Source organism: Streptomyces sp. NPDC101234 (genome assembly GCF_044767525.1).
Taxonomy (GTDB): Bacteria; Actinomycetota; Actinomycetes; order Streptomycetales; family Streptomycetaceae; genus Streptomyces; species Streptomyces sasae.
On the sequence record NZ_JBIWOA010000001.1, the window covers coordinates 107,768 to 125,484 of the forward strand.

At 71.7% G+C, this 17,717-nt stretch carries 14 protein-coding genes and 1 riboswitch; of the genes, 5 read left to right on the forward strand and 9 right to left on the reverse strand.

Going from position 1 to position 17,717, the window contains the following annotated elements:
* The first annotated feature begins 168 nt into the window (after window positions 1-168).
* On the forward strand, window positions 169-1,497 hold the full coding sequence (locus ACIRR9_RS00540) for a PspC domain-containing protein (protein ID WP_403746045.1): 1,329 nt from the start codon (window positions 169-171) through the stop codon (window positions 1,495-1,497).
* Window positions 1,494-2,207 carry a response regulator transcription factor gene (locus ACIRR9_RS00545; protein WP_365336700.1) on the forward strand — a complete coding sequence of 238 codons (714 nt, stop codon included), beginning with the start codon at window positions 1,494-1,496 and terminating at the stop codon, window positions 2,205-2,207. Before ACIRR9_RS00540 ends, ACIRR9_RS00545 begins: the two co-directional genes overlap by 4 nt.
* Window positions 2,208-2,283: 76 nt before the next feature.
* Here the strand turns inward: ACIRR9_RS00545 and ACIRR9_RS00550 are convergent, their stop codons facing one another.
* A complete protein-coding gene (locus ACIRR9_RS00550) occupies window positions 2,284-3,342 on the reverse strand; it encodes an NlpC/P60 family protein (RefSeq protein ID WP_403746990.1) in 1,059 nt (352 codons plus the stop codon).
* Between the two features lie 471 nt (window positions 3,343-3,813).
* Between ACIRR9_RS00550 and ACIRR9_RS00555 the strand changes: the two genes are divergently transcribed.
* Window positions 3,814-4,167, forward strand: a complete 354-nt coding sequence (locus tag ACIRR9_RS00555; protein ID WP_362312304.1) for a hypothetical protein — start codon at window positions 3,814-3,816, stop codon at window positions 4,165-4,167.
* Between the two features lie 3 nt (window positions 4,168-4,170).
* Here ACIRR9_RS00555 and ACIRR9_RS00560 read toward each other — a convergent pair whose 3' ends face one another.
* From ACIRR9_RS00560 to ACIRR9_RS00580, 5 genes are all read right to left on the reverse strand, one after another.
* A complete protein-coding gene (locus ACIRR9_RS00560) occupies window positions 4,171-5,139 on the reverse strand; it encodes a tellurite resistance/C4-dicarboxylate transporter family protein (RefSeq protein ID WP_403746047.1) in 969 nt (322 codons plus the stop codon).
* 231 nt (window positions 5,140-5,370) lie between these two features.
* Window positions 5,371-5,475, reverse strand: a complete 105-nt coding sequence (locus tag ACIRR9_RS00565) for a PQQ-binding-like beta-propeller repeat protein (protein ID WP_403746993.1) — start codon at window positions 5,473-5,475, stop codon at window positions 5,371-5,373.
* Between the two features lie 18 nt (window positions 5,476-5,493).
* Entirely contained in the window at window positions 5,494-7,407 is a 1,914-nt protein-coding gene (locus ACIRR9_RS00570; protein ID WP_403746049.1) for a WD40 repeat domain-containing protein, read from the reverse strand.
* A gap of 11 nt (window positions 7,408-7,418) precedes the next feature.
* On the reverse strand, window positions 7,419-8,177 hold the full coding sequence (locus ACIRR9_RS00575; RefSeq protein ID WP_403746052.1) for a hypothetical protein: 759 nt from the start codon (window positions 8,175-8,177) through the stop codon (window positions 7,419-7,421).
* A 217-nt stretch (window positions 8,178-8,394) separates the two neighbouring features.
* Complete coding sequence (locus tag ACIRR9_RS00580) at window positions 8,395-9,561, reverse strand: NlpC/P60 family protein (RefSeq protein ID WP_403746053.1); 1,167 nt, start codon at window positions 9,559-9,561, stop codon at window positions 8,395-8,397.
* Between the two features lie 8 nt (window positions 9,562-9,569).
* Window positions 9,570-9,741, reverse strand: a riboswitch (cyclic di-AMP (ydaO/yuaA leader).
* A gap of 323 nt (window positions 9,742-10,064) precedes the next feature.
* Here ACIRR9_RS00580 and pcrA point away from each other — a divergent pair.
* Window positions 10,065-12,551 carry a DNA helicase PcrA gene (gene pcrA, locus ACIRR9_RS00585; protein ID WP_403746055.1) on the forward strand — a complete coding sequence of 829 codons (2,487 nt, stop codon included), beginning with the start codon at window positions 10,065-10,067 and terminating at the stop codon, window positions 12,549-12,551.
* A gap of 57 nt (window positions 12,552-12,608) precedes the next feature.
* Here pcrA and ACIRR9_RS00590 read toward each other — a convergent pair whose 3' ends face one another.
* Window positions 12,609-14,087: a M23 family metallopeptidase gene (locus tag ACIRR9_RS00590; RefSeq protein ID WP_403746056.1), complete on the reverse strand. Its 1,479-nt coding sequence runs from the start codon at window positions 14,085-14,087 to the stop codon at window positions 12,609-12,611.
* Between the two features lie 267 nt (window positions 14,088-14,354).
* The gene (locus ACIRR9_RS00595; RefSeq protein ID WP_403746059.1) at window positions 14,355-15,209 is read right to left on the reverse strand and encodes an esterase/lipase family protein; all 855 of its coding nucleotides are present in this window, start codon (window positions 15,207-15,209) and stop codon (window positions 14,355-14,357) included.
* A 316-nt stretch (window positions 15,210-15,525) separates the two neighbouring features.
* Here ACIRR9_RS00595 and ACIRR9_RS00600 point away from each other — a divergent pair, with 316 nt between their 5' ends.
* Entirely contained in the window at window positions 15,526-15,942 is a 417-nt protein-coding gene (locus ACIRR9_RS00600; RefSeq protein WP_403746060.1) for a cobalamin B12-binding domain-containing protein, read from the forward strand.
* A gap of 147 nt (window positions 15,943-16,089) precedes the next feature.
* Here the strand turns inward: ACIRR9_RS00600 and ACIRR9_RS00605 are convergent, their stop codons facing one another.
* Window positions 16,090-17,685 carry a DUF5691 domain-containing protein gene (locus tag ACIRR9_RS00605; protein WP_403746061.1) on the reverse strand — a complete coding sequence of 532 codons (1,596 nt, stop codon included), beginning with the start codon at window positions 17,683-17,685 and terminating at the stop codon, window positions 16,090-16,092.
* Between the last annotated feature and the right edge of the window lie 32 nt (window positions 17,686-17,717).

Genomic DNA, 17,717 nt, shown 5'->3' on the forward strand with positions numbered 1-17,717 from the left:
ATGCGCCGCGGGTGAAGCCGACGGGCGTACCGAGGGTGAAGCGAGACGGGTACGTCGCGGGGCGAAGGGACGTACGCGTCGCGGGGCGAAGGGGTCTGTGCCGCGGGGCGAAGGGGCGTGTGCCGCGGGGAAATCCGAAGATCAGGGGAGTCTCGGGGGCCGACCCTGATGCCCTGGGACTTCGGGCGTGTGAACATCGATGGCATGCCGGAAGCCGCAGCAGTGCCCCTCGACGACCCGCGGCCGCCGCGCAAGCTCTACCGCAGCAGCGACGGCCGCTGGCTCGGCGGAGTGGCGCGGGGCCTCGCCGGGCATCTCGGCCTGCCCGTGGTCTGGGTGCGGCTCGTCTTCGTCGGCCTGTTCATGGCCAACGGGCTCGGAGCGCTGCTGTACGCCGCGTTCTGGTTCTTCGTGCCCCTCGGCGTCGGTGGGGTCGGCGGCCAGAAGCCGCCCTCCCTGGTCGCCACCGAGACCTCGGCGGACGGCCGCCGCAGACTCGTCGCCCGGAAACCGGACCGGGGGCAGATCGTCGCGCTGCTCCTCATGGTCGTCGTGTCCATGGTGTTCGTGGGCAGCGTCAACCTGACCAGCGGTGCCAAGGCCTACCTTCTTCCCGCGGTCCTGGTCGCGGCCGGTGTCGCCCTCGTCTGGCGCCAGGCGGACAACGCCCGCCGGGCCCGCTGGGTCGAGGTGGGCAGCCGGCGCCGTACCCTCACCCTGCTGCGCGCCGGCTTCGGCGTGCTGCTCGTCACCGCGGGCGTCTCGGGCGTCTTCGTCATGCAGGGCTCCGCCGCGCACATCGGCGCGGTGCTGCAGGCCGCGCTCGCCGTCGTCGTCGGCATCACGCTGCTCGCCGGGCCGTACCTGGTCCGGATGACCCAGGACCTCTCCGAGGAGCGGCTGATGCGCATCCGGGCCCAGGAGCGCGCCGAGGTCGCCGCCCATGTCCACGACTCCGTGCTGCACACCCTGACCCTGATCCAGCGCAACGCGGAGAACGCGAACGAGGTGCGGCGCCTGGCCCGCGCCCAGGAGCGCGACCTGCGCACCTGGCTCTACAAACCCGAGGGCACCGGCAAGGACGAGGCCGACGAGCCCACCACCCTCGCCGAGGCGGTCCGGCGCAACGCCGCCGAGGTGGAGGACAAGCACGGTGTCCCCATCGAGGTCGTGGTGGTCGGCGACTGCCCGCTCGACGAGGGGACGGGCGCGCAGATGCAGGCCGCGCGCGAGGCGATGGTCAACGCCGCCAAGTACGGTGGCGAGGGCGGCGCGGTCCAGGTCTACGCCGAAGTCGAGGGCAGGACGGTCTTCGTGTCCGTGCGCGACCGCGGTCCCGGCTTCGACCTCGACTCGATACCCGCCGACCGCATGGGCGTCAGAGAATCGATCATCGGGCGCATGGAGCGCAACGGCGGCACGGCACGGCTGCGGTCCGTACCGGGCGGCGGCACGGAGGTCGAGCTGGAGATGGAGAGGGCGGAGAAGACGTCATGAGCGACGCGACCGAGGCGAACGGCCCGGCGGAGGGCGTGGAGAAGGCCGGACGTCGGGTGCGGGTGGTCCTCGTCGACGACCACCGGATGTTCCGTACGGGCGTCCAGGCCGAGATCGGCCAGACCGAGCAGACCGGCGTCGAGGTGGTCGGCGAGGCCGCCGATGTCGACCAGGCGGTCACGGTGATCACCGCGACCCGGCCCGAGGTGGTCCTCCTCGATGTGCACCTGCCGGGCGGCGGCGGGGTCGAGGTGCTGCGCCGGTGCGCCCCGTTGATGTCGGACGCCGAACAGCCGGTGCGCTTCCTCGCGCTGTCCGTGTCGGACGCGGCGGAGGACGTGATCGGTGTGATCCGCGGCGGCGCACGCGGCTACGTCACCAAGACGATCACCGGCACCGACCTGGTCGACTCGATCTTCCGGGTCCAGGAGGGCGACGCGGTCTTCTCCCCGAGGCTCGCCGGGTTCGTCCTGGACGCCTTCGCCTCCACCGACGCCCCGCCGGTCGACGAGGACCTGGACCGCCTCACCCAGCGCGAGCGCGAGGTCCTGCGTCTCATCGCGCGCGGCTACGCCTACAAGGAGATCGCCAAGCAGCTCTTCATCTCCGTGAAGACGGTCGAGTCCCATGTGTCGGCGGTGCTGCGGAAGCTGCAGCTGTCCAACCGCCACGAGCTGACCCGCTGGGCGACCGCCCGCCGCCTGGTCTGAGAAGGGGGAGGGGGAGGGGAAACGGGGGACGGGGGACGGCAGGGCCCGGCGGGCGCGAGAGGGGTCGGCCGGGGGCTCACACCACCCGGGTCGCCCCCGCGAACGGCATCTCGTCGATGGGCGCGATCCGTACCGGGGCCGAGGGGTTCGGGGCGTGGATCATCTGGCCGTTGCCGATGTAGATGCCGACGTGGCTGATGCCCGAGTAGAAGAACACCAGGTCGCCCGGCTGGAGTTCGGAGCGGGAGACGCGGTGGCCGGCGTTGATCTGGGCATAGGTGGTGCGGGGGATGGACACACCGGCGGAGCGGTAGGCGGCCTGGGCCAGGCCCGAGCAGTCGAAGGCGTTCGGGCCTGTCGCGCCCCAGATGTAAGGGCTGCCGAGCTTCGAGTAGGCGTAGGAGACGGCGTCCGCGGCACGGGAGTCGGGCGCGGCGACGCTGCCCGGGCTCAGGATGTCGCGGCCGTCCGAGCCCGAACGGGAGGCACGGGAGGAGACGGCGTCCGCCGTGACCGCCGCCTGCTGCTGCGGCGACAACCGGTCCAGCAGCCGCCGGGCCTCGCCCAGCTTGCCGTTGATGGTGTTCTTCTGCCGGTTCAGCTCGGCCTGCCGGGACCGCAGCGAGGCCAGCTCGACATGCGCCGCACCGCGCAACCGCTCGATCTCCCGCAGCTGTCCGCGCACCCGCATCACCGCGCCGGCCTGCCGGTCACCGACCCGCTCGGCGAACGCCGCGCCGTCCAGGTACTGGTCGGGATCGCTGGACAGCGCCAGCTGCCACGCCGGATCGATACCGCCGTCCCGGTACTGCGCGGCCGCTGTCGCCCCGAGGGCGTCCCGAGCGGAGTTGAGCTTCTCCTGCTTCCGGGCGGCCTCGTCCTGCAGCGACTTCAGCTGCCGCTGGGCCGCGTCGGCCTTGTCCTTGGCGCCGTCGTACTTCTGGGTGGCCGTCTCGGCCTCCTGGTAGAGCTGGTCCACCTTGGCCTTCACCTGTGCCGGCGTCAGCTGCGGTTCGGCCTGGCCGGTCCCTTCGAAGGCCGTCGCGGTGGCCGCGCCCGCCAGGGCGAGGGTCGCGGCCGTGCGGGCCGTATTGCCGCCGAGCGAGCGCTGTCGAGGCTTGCGGTGCGCTGCCACCTGGACCGTCACGTCCTTTCGTACGACCGCCGTGTCGTGCGTACGAACGCCAGGGGGAGCACACGTACGGCCGCGGGGGAGCGGATTGCGCGTCCGGCGGCGGCCCGCACAGGGGGAGCGGACCGCCGCCGGACTTTCTCGGCGGTGGTGTCCGACTGCCGCCCCTGGTCCGGGCGGCGGTGGGGAGTCGGTCACCTGGGGGAGGACGCTAGGCCCGGCTGCGTCGGTTTGGTAACGCGATGCACGGAATTGGTGTGACCGGGTCGTTACCTGGCGTTATGTGGCCGGGATTCCGATCCGGAGCCGTCGGCTTCGCGAGGCGTGCTGACCGAAGCGGCGGTTCCGAGGCGCGCCGGGAGTGCGGGGTGCTATGGGGTGCATATATGCGGTGCCCCGGAGGCGCGTGGCCGCGGGTGCGGAAGGAGGGGCTGGTGCCCGGCGTCCCAGGGGGCCTGATTAGGCTCCGCAACCATGGACGTACTCATCCATCTCTTCGTCGGCCTGCACATCATCGGCATCGCCGCGCTCCTCGGCGGCTTCCTCACCCAGATGAAGGCGATGGGCCAGGGCACGGCCCGGTTCGTCCCCGGGATGCTGCACGGCGCGTTCACCATGCTCGCCACGGGTGTGATCCTGGTCGGCCTCAACGAGGCGAACGGCCATCACGTCAACACCATCAAGATCGGCGTGAAGCTCGCGCTGCTCATCGTGATCCTCGGGCTCGTCTACGTGAAACGGGACGACGAGAAGGTCGAGAAGGGCGCCTTCGGTCTGGTGGGCCTGCTGACCATGGCGAACATCTTCATCGCCGTGCTGTGGACGTGACGGTCAGGGAGTCTTCCTGAGCGCGCCGTGGGCGGCCGCCGCCGCGCCCGCGGCCACCGCCAGCCACGCCAGTACCGCGATCCACACCAGCAGCCGCCCCGGCCACTTCAGCCACGGGATGCCGACGGCGGCCTCGACCGACAGCGTCGCCGCCGCCGTCATCCCCATCGGGAACACCGTCGCCCAGCGGCGCACGTCGTACCGCAGCCGGGGCCGCGCCACCTCCGCGGCCAGCAGGACGACGTACCAGACCAGGTCCAGGACCAGCAGCGCCACCGTCACCGTGCGCAGGACGCCCTGGTCGTCGTTGTTCCACAGGTAGAGCCGCGCACTGTCGGCGGCCAGCAGCTTCGCCCCGGCCAGCGCGGAGATCGCGAGCGCGCCGCCCGCGATCCACTGGTCGCCGGGCCCCTCGGTGACCTGCCGCCACTCGAACCGGGGCACGGCGAGCCCGTACATCGACAGTCCCAGCCAGAACAGCACCAGCGCCAGGTGCGCGAGCCATGCCGTGGCCAGGGCCGCCGCCAGCACCGCCCCGAGCACGGTGAGCCCCTGCGTGGCCACACAGCCCAGGAACACGGCGCCCGGCATCCTCTCCTTCCAGTGCCGCACGACGAGGACGAGCAACGGCGGCCACAGCACCGCCGACAGCGCCAGCAGGGCCTCGGCCAGGGTCTGCCGGCCGAGCAGCGAGAACCGCGTCCCCAGCACCGTCGTGGCCGCAACGGCGGTGAGCGCGCCCGGTGTCTTCGCCTCGGTCAGCCAGTGGCGGCGGTCGAGTACCAGCTCCGCGACGAAGTCGGCCGCCAGCGCCGCCCACGCCAGGCAGGCCGGCACCAGCATGACCCGGGACAGGGTCTCCGTCCCCGTCTGGTGCAACCCCACCGACACGATGCCGGTGGCCATCACAGCGGCCCCGGCCGCCGGCGGACGCTGCGCCCACCAGGCGCGGAGGGGTGAAATGCCGGACATGATCCCGATGCTAAGGAGCACAGGCCGGGGTGCGGGTGGGGCACGCGCGCGTGCGCACGAAATGCGCGCGGGCGCGGGACGGACGGGTGGGCGTGGGACGGACACGTGGGCGCGGGGCGTCCGGGCGTGGTGGGGCGGAGGCGGGTGTGAGGGAGCGGAGAGGGGCGTAGGGGGAGCGGAGAGGGGGAGGGGGCGCCCGCAGCCCCTTGATCACAGCCCCGGCCGCGGGCATCAGATGTGAATCGCGTACAGGGAATCGTCCTCGCTGCCCACGTACACGCTTCCGCCGGCGACCGTCGGTGTCTGCTGAACGCCCGGCCGGTGTTCATCGCGCAGCGTTGCGGCCGCCCCCGTTCACCGCCTGGTGAGCGGGAGTCCGATGGCCCCGCCGTCGTGCCCGACGATCAGGTCGGGACCCGCGGCGGCCAGACAGGTGAGCGTCACGTCCAGGGCGATGTGCCGCACTGCGCCGGTCTCCGGTTCCCACACCCGCAGCCTGCGCCCCAGTCCGCTGCCGGTGACCAGGACGGAGCGCCCGCCGTGCAGCGTGGTGGCGGCCATGACCGGAACACCGGCGGTGCCCTCCGAGGAGGGCAGGCCGTCACCGACCGGGGCACCGGTCGAGAGGTCCCACAGCCTGACCACGCCGCGGTCGTCTCCGGTGGCCAGCATCGTACGGTCCTGTGTGGGCACTGCTGCCACAGCCGCGACCCGGTGGCCGGCGTCGTTGAGGGCGCGTCCGTTCAACTGCACGGCCGCGCCTCGGTCCCAGGGGTCGTCGACGGCCGGATCCCACACGTGAACGCGGCCCCCGGTGTCCGCGGCCGCGATCAGCGTATGGCCGGCGGAGACCGGGACGGCGGCGATCGACCGGATCGGACTGCCGTAAGGGTTGAGGCGTCCGACGGACTTGCCGGTGACCGGATCCCACAACCGGACCGCGCCTCGGGGAGTGGCCGTGACGAGCAGGGTCCGACCGTCAGGGACGGTCGCGGCACACATCCCGATCACCTCGCCGAGCCGGTTGCCGACCGGTTCGCGGACGGGTTCGCCGAACGGTTCGCCGACCGGCCGGCCGGTGGCCGGATCCCACAGGGTGATCGTCCCTGCCTCGCCTCCGGTCGCCAGGAGGACGCGGCCATCGGGCAGGGGCAGGGCCGTCATCGAGCGGATACGGTCGGGATGTCCCGGCAGCGCGGCATGGACTAGTCGACCGTCTTCCGGATTCCACAGGCACACCGCGGTCCGGTCCCCGGCGTCGGCGCCGGCGACGAGCGTCGGCCGACCGGGGCGGGACACGACCGCCAGTGAGGTGACGCCTCCGACGGAAACGGGCATGGAAACGGGCGCGGAGTCGGAGAACACCGTCAGGTGGCCCCAGGGTGTGCCGTCGGCGGTGAGCAGGGCCCTCCCGTCCTGCCGGAGCCGGGGCGGCGCTTCACCCGGCCGGTCGGCCGCCGCCGACCGCACCGTCGCAGCCGGCTCGTCGGCAGCCGTCCACCCTTCCCACAGGTGGTTCTGCGGGTGCGCGCCGTCCGGGTTCTCCGCCAGACCGTCGGCGATCGCCCAGCTCCGCTCGCAGTCCCAGCAGCGGAAGGATCCGGTGAGCGGCATCAGTCTGCGGGCCCATTCCCTCCCGGCCCGCCCTGGGGTGCCCTTGACCGCGACCAAGCCGGCGACGAGACACAGGACGGCCCGCCCCGGTGTTTCGGGGGGTACCCCGGCCGCCGCGACTTCGCGTGCCACCCGAAGGAAGGGCTCCCATCCCTCTCCCAGCACCTCCTCGCGCAGGGCCGTTGCGACCTCGCCCCATGGGTGTTCCCCGGGACGGACATGGGCAGGATCAGGCAGCTCGGGAGCCTCGGAAGGTGGACGCACGGGGTCCACGAAGAAGTCGGGGATCTCGGTATCGGCCCCGCACCCGGGACACACCAGCAGAAGGTGCCCTTCCCGGGGCGTGAGAGACCACAGCGCCGCTGCGGTGTGATGACCGGCGAAGGCGACACAGCACAGCGCGAGGGAGGCGCAGACCTCGGCGGGAGAGCCGGCGGCGAGGAGGCTCCGTACAGCCGCCTGCTCGGCCAGACGAAGGGCGGCGCCGAACCCCGCCTCGAGATCGGCCGGGACGGGGGGCCGGTCCTCCGCGGTCACGACGCATCCCATGTCCACCCAGAAGTCCACGGTCTGTCCCGGAGGCAAGGCCGCTGCCGCCTCCACGAGATGGGGCAGGGCCGCATAGGTCCCGTTGAAGACGGTTCCGTCATCCATGAGTCCGCCGCTCAGGTGCTTCCAGGTCTGCCTCCAGGCATCGCCGCCGCGTCGGGGTCACCGTGCCGGGCCGACTCCCGGACGACTGCGACCAGTGCCTCGCCTTGTGCCCAGCGGTCGGTGATCGCGTGGGCGAGGGCCTCGGCCGCGTCCGTGTCGCCGCGCCGGGCCAGCTCCCGGACCACCTCGATCAGTGCCCTGGCCCGTGCCCGGCGGTCGGTGATCGTGTGAGCGAGGGCCGCTGCCGCGTCCGTGTCGCCGTGGCGGGCCAGCTCCCCCACGATCTCCGCCTGCCGCCCCACGCGCAGATCGGGGTCGATCCGGTCGGCGAGGGCCATGGCCCGCCCGGCCTGCCCTCGCCGGGCCAGCAGGAGTGTCACGGCCCTCAGCGGCATGTCGTGATCACGGCCGGCGCCGTTCCCGAGCAGCGCCTCGGCCCGGTCGGCCAGGGCCAGGGACACGTCATCGCCGGCGGTTTCCGGGACGGCGTCCAGCACATACGCCATCTCCCCGGCGCCGAGGAAGGATCCGGGTGCCGGCGGGCGGGCGTCGAACCCGGCGACGTCTCCTTCGAGGGCCACGTCATGGTCGGAGGCGTCGGCGAGTGCCCACCCGCACAGCCTGTCCCCGGCGCCGGCGAGGGGTCTGGACGGAGGGCGCAGCAGAGCGTCGAGCCGGTCGAGGTCTCCGCTCAGGGCCTCCCAGGCCAACACCGCCGCCAGGGGCCGGGACCACGCAGCCCGGTCGTGGGATCGGGCGAAGTCCTCCACTACGCAATTCCCCACAGGAGACCCCTCGCGCACCGGGACACGGCCCGGACTCCGCGGACACCGGCACCGAGTGATCCCGGCGCACCTACCACCTATTGTCGGCCGTGCCTTCACCAGCCCTGCACCCCACCCGAGTTGGCGGAGGTGAGGGCTGGGGGAGCGGGCTGCGGGCAGGAACGACGAGAAAAGGCCGGCTCACCCGCGGACGTGCAGATGATCAGGCCGGTCGCACCACGCTGTGGATGATCGACTCGCCTCCGTAGTAGATCGACTCCTCCCGGACGTACGCGCCGGGCTTCGGAGCGTGGATCATCATGCCGTTGCCGATGTAGATGCCGACGTGGCTGATGTCGTCGTAGAAGAAGACCAGGTCGCCGGGCTGGGCGTCGGCGAGGGAGACGGTGGTGCCGGCGTTCACCTGGTCGTAGGTGGTGCGGGGCAGGGAGACGCCCGCGGCTTTCCAGGCGGCCTGGGAGAGGCCGGAGCAGTCGTAGGAGCCGGGGCCGGTCGCTCCCCAGACGTACGGCTTGCCGATCTGCGCGCGGGCGAAGGCGATCGCCTTGGCGGCCTTCGTGGCGTAGGCGGAGTCGGAGGAGGACGAGGAGGACGAGGAGCCGCTGGAGGACGACGTCGAAGACGAGGAGGACGAGCTGTCCTGCTTGGCTGCGGCCGCGGCCGCAGCCTGCTGCTTCGCGAGCTCCGCCGCCTTGCGCGCCGCCTCCTCCTGCTTCTGCTTCTCGATCTCCGCGAGCCGTGCCTTCTCCTGGGCCGTCAGCTGCGACAGCAGCTCCCGCGCGGAGGCCAGCTTCGTCTGGACGGTGGTCTTGGCGGTCTTGAGCTCGTCCTGCGTGTCGGTGAGCGTCTGGAGGCTCTTGGCGGCCTCCTGCCGCTTCTTCATGGTCGCCGACTGCTGTGTGACGTAGTCGTCGACCGCGCCCTTCTGACGCGAGGTCAGCCGGCTCATCAGCTGTGTCTCGTCGAAGTAGTCCTGCGGATTGTCCGCGAGCAGGAAGGTCTCCGTGTCGGGGGTCGTTGCCCCGGTCCGGTACTGGGCCGCGGCGAACGACCCCAGTTCCTCACGTGCCTTGTTCAACCGGTCGGTCCGCTGGGCGACGTCGTCGAGCAGGGTGTCGACCTGCCTGCGCTGCGTACCGGTCTTCTCCTTGGCCGCGTCGTACTTCTCGGTGGCCGACTCCGCCTGCCGGTAGAGGGCGTCGACCTTCTTCTCCACCTCCTCCAGGCTCGGCTTGCCGTCGTCGGAGGGTGTGGCGTTGGCCGTCTGGGAGAGCAGGGCCACGGAGGTGAGGGCGGCGGTGGCCAGGGCGGGGGTGCGTATGCCGGCTACGCGCGTTGCGGAGGGTCGGGACTTTCGGTGCGACGCCAACGGGGGCGACTCCTTCCATGTTCCGCCTACCGAGTTAGCTGTCGGGTTCGGGCGGGTGCTTCGGAAGGGTTGCCCTACGGTCCGTTCCCCGTGGGAAGTCGGGACCGATTCACCCCAAGGTCGGTGTGGGTCCCCGGCTCCGGCGGCGCGGCGGCGCACCGGACTCGGCGGAGGCCGTGCGGCCCGGCGACGTTCGCCGGTGGGTGTCGTACGGCCTGCCCGGCACGCTAGCCAACTCGTGTGGTCCGTGTGAAGGTTGATGTGCGATATGCCCGATACATTTTCGTGACCTGAGTGTTGAGTCTCATGCGATGCGGTTGTTTAGGTGGCGTATGTCACGACTTGTTCGGTTCGGGTGAGCGACTCACTCCTTCGGCGGTCGGGGGTCAGGGCGCCCGTGACCTGCGATCGCTGAATGTGATGGACCGAATCCGTCGGGTGGCCGGGGTGAGTTTTCGGGGTGGCGACCGGTTGTCGGTGGGGCGTCCTAGACTCGGAGAGCGATGAGCAGCCTCTTTGACGACAGCTTCCTGGCGAGCCTCCAGCCCCCGCGCGGCCAGGAGGAGGAACCCCCGCCGCCGCCCGAGGACGAGCACGTACCGGAGCCGATTCCGGACGATCTGTTCGGCGGGCGGTTCGACGTGCCCCCGGACCGGGACGCCTACTACCGCGACGGCGCCGCCCGCCCCGCCCTGGACCCGGCCGCGCTCCTGGAGGGGCTGAACGAGAACCAGCGCGCGGCGGTCGTGCACGCCGGCTCCCCGCTGCTCATCGTGGCCGGTGCCGGCTCCGGCAAGACGCGTGTGCTCACCCACCGCATCGCCCACCTGCTCGGCGAGCGCCATGTCCACCCGGGCCAGATCCTCGCGATCACCTTCACCAACAAGGCCGCGGGCGAGATGAAGGAACGCGTCGAGCAGCTCGTCGGCCCGCGCGCGAACGCGATGTGGGTGATGACCTTCCACAGCGCGTGCGTGCGGATCCTGCGCAGGGAGAGCAAGAAGCTCGGCTTCACCTCCTCCTTCTCGATCTACGACGCGGCCGACTCCAAGCGGCTGATGGCCCTGGTCTGCCGTGACCTGGACCTCGACCCCAAGCGCTTCCCGCCGAAGTCGTTCAGCGCCCAGGTCAGCAACCTGAAGAACGAGCTGGTCGACGAGGAGGACTTCGCCGCGCGCGCGAGCGACGGCTTCGAGAAGACCCTCGCCCAGGCCTACGCCCTCTACCAGTCGCGGCTGCGCGAGGCGAACGCCCTCGACTTCGACGACCTGATCATGACCACGGTCAACCTGCTGCGCGCCTTCCCGGACGTCGCCGAGCACTACCGCCGCCGCTTCCGGCACGTCCTGGTCGACGAGTACCAGGACACCAACCACGCCCAGTACGCGCTGGTGCGCGAGCTCGTCGGCACCTCCGGGCACCCCACCGACGTACCGCCCGCCGAGCACGACCTCCCGCCCGCCGAGCTGTGCGTGGTGGGCGACGCCGACCAGTCGATCTACGCCTTCCGGGGCGCGACGATCCGCAACATCCTCCAGTTCGAGGAGGACTACCCGAACGCGACGACGATCCTCCTGGAGCAGAACTACCGCTCCACGCAGACGATCCTCTCCGCCGCCAACGCGGTCATCGAGCGCAACGAGTCCCGCCGCCCCAAGAACCTGTGGACCAACGCGGGCGCGGGCGCCCGGATCACCGGCTATGTCGCCGACACCGAACACGACGAGGCCCAGTTCGTCGCCGACGAGATAGACCGTCTGACGGACGCGGGTGACGCGAAGGCGGGCGATGTCGCCGTCTTCTACCGGACCAACGCCCAGTCCCGTGTCTTCGAGGAGATCTTCATCCGCGTCGGCCTGCCCTACAAGGTCGTCGGCGGTGTCCGCTTCTACGAGCGCAAGGAGGTCCGGGACGTCCTGGCCTACCTCCGGGTCCTCGCCAACCCGGAGGACTCCGTCCCGCTGCGCCGCATCCTCAACGTCCCCAAGCGCGGTATCGGCGACCGCGCGGAGGCGATGATCGACGCCCTCTCCCAGCGCGAGAAGATCAGCTTCCCGCAGGCGCTCAAGCGCGTCGACGAGGCGTACGGCATGGCCGCGCGGTCGACGAACGCGGTCAAGCGGTTCAACACGCTGATGGACGATCTCCGTACGATCGTGGAGTCGGGCGCCGGACCGGCCACCGTCCTCGAAGCGATCCTCGAACGCACCGGCTACCTCGCCGAGTTGCAGGCCTCCACCGATCCCCAGGACGAGACCCGGATCGAGAACCTCCAGGAACTCGCCGCCGTGGCCCTGGAGTTCGAGCAGGAGCGCAGCGAGGGTGAACAGCCCGGCGGGCTCGCCGACTTCCTGGAGCGGGTGGCCCTGGTCGCCGACTCCGACCAGATCCCCGACGACGACGAGAACGGCGACGGCGTCATCACCCTGATGACCCTGCACACCGCCAAGGGCCTCGAGTTCCCGGTGGTCTTCCTGACGGGCATGGAGGACGGCGTCTTCCCGCACATGCGCGCCCTCGGCCAGACCAAGGAGCTGGAGGAGGAGCGGCGCCTCGCGTACGTCGGCATCACACGCGCGCGGGAGCGGCTGTACCTCACGCGGTCGACGATGCGCAGCGCCTGGGGCCAGCCGTCGTACAACCCGCCCTCGCGCTTCCTGGAGGAGATCCCGGGCTCGTATCTGGAGTGGAAGCGGACCGGGGCGACGGCGCCGGTGTCCTCCGGGCCCGCTTCGGGCGTGGCGGCCTCGCTCTCCTCGACCCGCTCGCGTTCCTCGGCGTCGGGCGCGTCCGGTTTCGCCACCCGGCGGACCTCGGAGAAGCCGGTGGTCTCGCTGGCCGTCGGCGACCGTGTCACCCACGACCAGTTCGGCCTGGGCACGGTCGTCGGGGTGAAGGGCACGGGCGGGAACGAGGAGGCGACGATCGACTTCGGGGACGGCAAGCCGAAGCGACTGCTGCTGCGGTACGCGCCGGTGGAGAAGCTGTAGAAGACGGATGAGCCCCCGCCGCCGGCGGGGGCTCACTCGGAGGATGAACTCAGAGGATCAGGTGGGATCCAGTCCGTGGCTCCGCAGCCACGGCAGCGGGTCTATCGCGGCGCCACCCGCCGGCCGGACCTCGAAGTGCAGGTGCGGGCCGGTCGAGTTGCCGGAGTTCCCGGAGTACGCGATCGGCTCGCCGGCCTTCACGGTCGTACCGGCGGCGACACGGTACGACGAGAGGTGGCAGTACCAGGTCTCCGTGCCGTCCTTCGCCGTCACGATCATCATGTTGCCGTAGGCGCTGTTCCACTTCGTGGAGACGACGCCGTCGGTCGCGGCCATCACCGTCGTGCCGTAGGAGACCGGGAAGTCGATGCCCGTGTGGACGGACATCCAGTTCACTCCGGCCTGGCCGAAGTAGGCGCTGAGGCCCTTCTGCGTGACCGGAAGCACGTACTTGGGACGCAGCCGCTCCTTGCGGGCCGCCTCCGCCGCCGCCTTCTTCTTCTCGGACTCCTGCTGGGCCTTGAGGTCGATGCGCTCCTGGGTCCGGCTGGCCCGGTCGGCGAAGTCGTCGGCGCCCGCCGAGAGCGTCCTGAGCTGGGCGTCCAGCTTGCTGTTGGCGGCGGACGGTTTCACCGACTGCGCGTCGGAGGCCGAGGCCGTCGTGTCCTTGTCGTCGCCGGTGAGATTGCCGACGGAAGCGGCGGCGATCCCGGCGACGCCCATCACGCACGCGGAGGGCACGGCGATGGTCAGCAGCGCGGACCTCTTGGGGGGCGTACGACGGCGGGAACGCGCTCCGGCGCGGGAGCCGGCGCGTGTCGCCGAGGCCGGGGCGGCCGGGGCGACCTCTTCCTGGTCCTCCAGCAGTGGCGTTACTTCAGGTAGCTCACCGCTCGCGGTCGACTCCCCGTCGTCCGGGGATTCCTCCGCGAACTCCTCGTAGGGGAGCTGCTCGAAGGTCTGGGTCGCCAAAGGGTCGAAGGAGCCGTCGGACGGAGTCGCGTGCTCGGGCTCGGGGTCCTGCGCCGGGGTGCCGTCGGAGTTCCACTGCGTGGCGTCGTACGCGCCGGTGTCGAAGGCCTGGGTGCCCCACTCCCAGTGCTGGGTCGCGCCGGTCATGGCCGACTGGTCGGGCTGGTGCCAGGCGTTCGCGTCCCTCCCCCAGAGGGGGGACCCCCACTCGCTGCCGGCGTCGACGGCCGTCCCCTGGGCCGGGATGGTCCAGGCGGTGCTGTCGTAGGCACCGGAGTCGTAGGCGGCGTGGTGCTGGGCCGCGTACGCGTCGTAGGTGAGGGTCTGGTCGCCGGCCGTCTGCCACTGCGTGGCGTCGTACCCGCCGGTGGCCTGGCCCTCGCCCTGGAGGTTGCCGAAGAGTGGGTCGCTGTGGAACGAGGAGCCGGTGACGGTGGCGTCGCCGTACGTGGTGAGGTCGCCGTACTGGGCTTCCTGGGTGCCGTACGACGCATAGTGCGCCTGGCCGGCGTCGGAAGCCGGAGCCGGGGTGGTCATGGTCCCCGACGGGTGACGGTCGTTCACCAACTTCTCTTTCGCCTCGACAACAGGGGCTGGCAGAGCAGTGCGGCGACTGTACCCGGCGGTATACGGGCGCGACAATCTTCAACAGGTTTCGCGGTTTCGGGAAACGGGCATTCGCCCGTCTTTCGGGGGACGACGGGCGCGGGTTTGGCCTTGTGTTCGATGAGCGTTCGAGTCGGGCCGCGGTCCGGCGGCGCTGATTCGGTTGCGCCGGGCGCTCGTTGTCCGTCCGAACCGACCCGAATGCTCCCGCTGTCCGGATTGCCCTCACGCCACTGTCAGACCGCCCGCCATCCGCTCCTCCGGGTGCGCCTCGTCCAGTGCCTGCCGTATCCCGGTCGCTATCGCCGGATGGACGGGCAGGGCGAGATGCCCGATCCCGGTCACGTGCACATTCGTCGCCATCAGGTCCGGGTGGTCGACAGAGGCCGTCTCCACCGGGTCCATCAGCGAGTCGAGATCGCTCCAGAAGCTGACGAAGCGGGTACGGCAGCCGGGCGCGGGCCGGGTCAGCTCCTCGATCACCTCCGAACCGGGGCGCAGTTGCCGCACGATCGGGTGCGCGTTCGCGAGCGGTACGACCCGGGTGCCGGAGTGCGGGGTGCCGAGCGTCACCAGGGTGCGGACGCGGAGGTCACCGCCGAGGCGCTGGACGTAGTAGCGCGCGATCAGCCCGCCGAGGCTGTGTCCGACGATGTCCACCCGGTGACTGCCGGTGCGCTCGCAGATCTCCTCTATGTGCCGGCCGAGCAGCTCGGCGGCGGTGCGGACATCGCAGGTCAACGGCGAGTAGTTGAGCGACTCGACGCGCTGGCCGCCGTGCTGGGCGAGAGCGCGGCGCAGCAGGACGAAGACCGAGCGGTTGTCGATGAAGCCGTGCAGCAGCACGACCGGCGGGGCCGGCCGGACCGGCAGCCGGTCGGTGCCGTCGGGCTCTGCGGGCGGTGCGGGGGAGCGGCGCTCCGGGGTGAGACCGGTCGGATAGAGCAGCAGATGCCCGGCCAGGACGGCCGCCTCCAGGGCGGTCGACTTCAGGAGGGCCAGCGACAGGCCCGCGAGCCTGCTCGGCAGGAGACGACGACAGAACGGGAGAAAGGGCTCCAGTGCCCCGGTGACCTTCATCGGCCGACCTCCAGTCGGCACGCGAAGGACAGCTCCGTCCCCCGTGTGCCCTCATGGGAGGCCGAGCGGAGGTGGCGAGGGCAGGACGACGTACCGCGTCGCATGCCCCTGTTGCCCCCGCGGACCACGCTGCGGCTCCCTGACGTGTCCCACTGTGTGTGATTTCCCCCTCGGTAACCTCCGTGAAACTGCCGGTTGCGGGATGCTGGAGATAACGTTCGTTCACTTGAGACGGGTGGCGGAACGCGCCGAATGTGCGGTACTTGTCGGTACGGATGGATGTCGGCGCGTTCGTTTTACGGTCATGGAGGCAGTGATGGGTGTGGCAGCCGGTCCGATCCGCGTGGTGGTGGCCAAACCGGGGCTCGACGGCCACGACCGCGGCGCCAAGGTCATCGCGCGGGCACTGCGCGACGCGGGTATGGAGGTCATCTACACCGGGCTCCACCAGACGCCGGAGCAGATCGTCGACACGGCCATCCAGGAGGACGCCGACGCGATCGGCCTGTCCATCCTCTCCGGCGCCCACAACACCCTGTTCGCCGCGGTCATCGACCTGCTCGAGCAGCGTGACGCCGAGGACATCCTCGTCTTCGGCGGCGGCATCATCCCCGAGGACGACATCGCCCCCCTCAAGGAGAAGGGCGTCGCCGCGATCTTCACACCGGGGGCGACGACGACGTCGATCGTGGAGTGGGTGCGGGAGAACGTCCGGCAGCCGACGGAGGCGTAGGCCGCGGTTGCGGTGGGCCGACATCGGGGTGGTGCGGGGCGTGTGTGTGGTGCGGGCCGGTGGGGGCCGGTCGCGCAGTTCCTCCCCCAGTCTTCGGCCGGCGGCACCCCCAGCGCCCCTTTCGGGGCGCTTGCAGTGAGCGGTCGTTCAATTGCGGGGCGAGTCCAGCTCTGCGAGCATCGTCGCCCGGAGTCTCAATGTCGTCACCAGGCGTTGGAACGCTTCCGCCCAGTAGCCGCCGGCTCCCGGTGACGCGTCCTCGCGTTCGTCCGGTACCGCCAGCAGTCCGTCCAGCCGGGATGCCTCCGCGGGGTCCAGGCAGCGCTCGGCCAGGCCCATCACCCCGCTGAAACTCCAGGGGTAACTCCCCGCGTCCCGCGCGATGTCGAGGGCGTCCACCACGGCCCGGCCGAGCGGCGCGGACCACGGTACGGGGCACACGCCGAGCAGCTGGAACGCCTCCGACAGGCCGTGCGCCGCGATGAAACCGGCCACCCAGCCGGCCCGCTCCCCGCCCTCCAGTGTCGCCAGCAGTTTCGCCCGCTCGGCCAGGGACACCGCCCCCGGGCCGCCCGCCTCCGGTGCCGCAGGCGCCCCGAGCAGGGCTCGCGCCCAGTCGGCGTCCCGCTGCCGCACGGCGGCCCGGCTCCACGCCGCGTGCAGCTCGCCCTGCCAGCCGTCCGCCACCGGCAGCGCCACGATCTCCCCGGGCGTACGGCCGCCGAGCCGCGCCGACCAGGCGGTGAGCGGGGTCGCCTCCACCAACTGGCCCAGCCACCAGGACCGTTCGCCACGACCGGTCGGCGGCTTGGCCACGACCCCGTCGCGTTCCATACCCGCGTCGCACTCCGGCGGCGCCTCCACCGCGATCACCGGCCCGTCCCCGGTGCGGTCGACCGCCACACACGCCCCGGCCCGCACCGCCATCCGCCCGGCCAGCGCCGAGCCCGGCAGCGCGGACAGCAACTCCGCCGCCGTCGTCCGCACGTTACGACTCCGGTCCGACAGTGCCTGTTCCAGGAACGGCTCGTCCCCGCCGGCCAGGCCCGTGCGCAGCGAGTCGAGGAACATCAGCCGGTCCTCGGCCCGCTCCGTCGCCCAGGTCCCGGCCAGCAACTCGCGTGCCGCGTCGGGTGTACGGGCCCGCAGGGTGGTCAGCAGCGCGACCCGTTCGGCGAACAGGCCCTCCTGCCACAACTGCCGGATCGCCTCGATGTCCTCGGGACCGGGCAGGGCCGTGCCACCGCCGGGGGCCGCGCGCAGGGCGAACCGCCAGTCCTGGTTGAGCCGGGCCAGCCACAGGGCACGCGGTCCCGCGAAGGCCAGCGCGGCGGGCCGCAGATCGGTACGGCCCCGGGCCGCGTCCAGCAGCGCGGGCAGCGTCTGCGGAGGCGCTGCGAACCCGCGCGTGTTGGCCGCCGCGAGCCACTGCGGCAGCAGCTCCATGAGGTCGGGCGAGGTGCCCCGACGGCCTCCGGTCCCGGTGCCGGGGCGGCCGGACAGCAGCATCGCCAGCCTGCGCGCCGCCGCGGCGGGCAGGGCGGGGCGCGGGTCCTCGGCGGCCGGTTCGGGCCGGCGCGCGGCCGGCGCCGGGCACAGTCCCGCACGCCGTCGTACCGTCGCCACGGCTGCCTCGTCCAGCAGGGCCTCCGGGGCCTCACGGCCGGCCCCGCCGGTCACCGGCGGACGCCGGTCCGTACCCAGCAGGGCCGTGGTGACGAGATCCTCCCAAGTGGTGGTCACGGGGTTCCCTTTCTCATGCGTGGTCCGGTTCT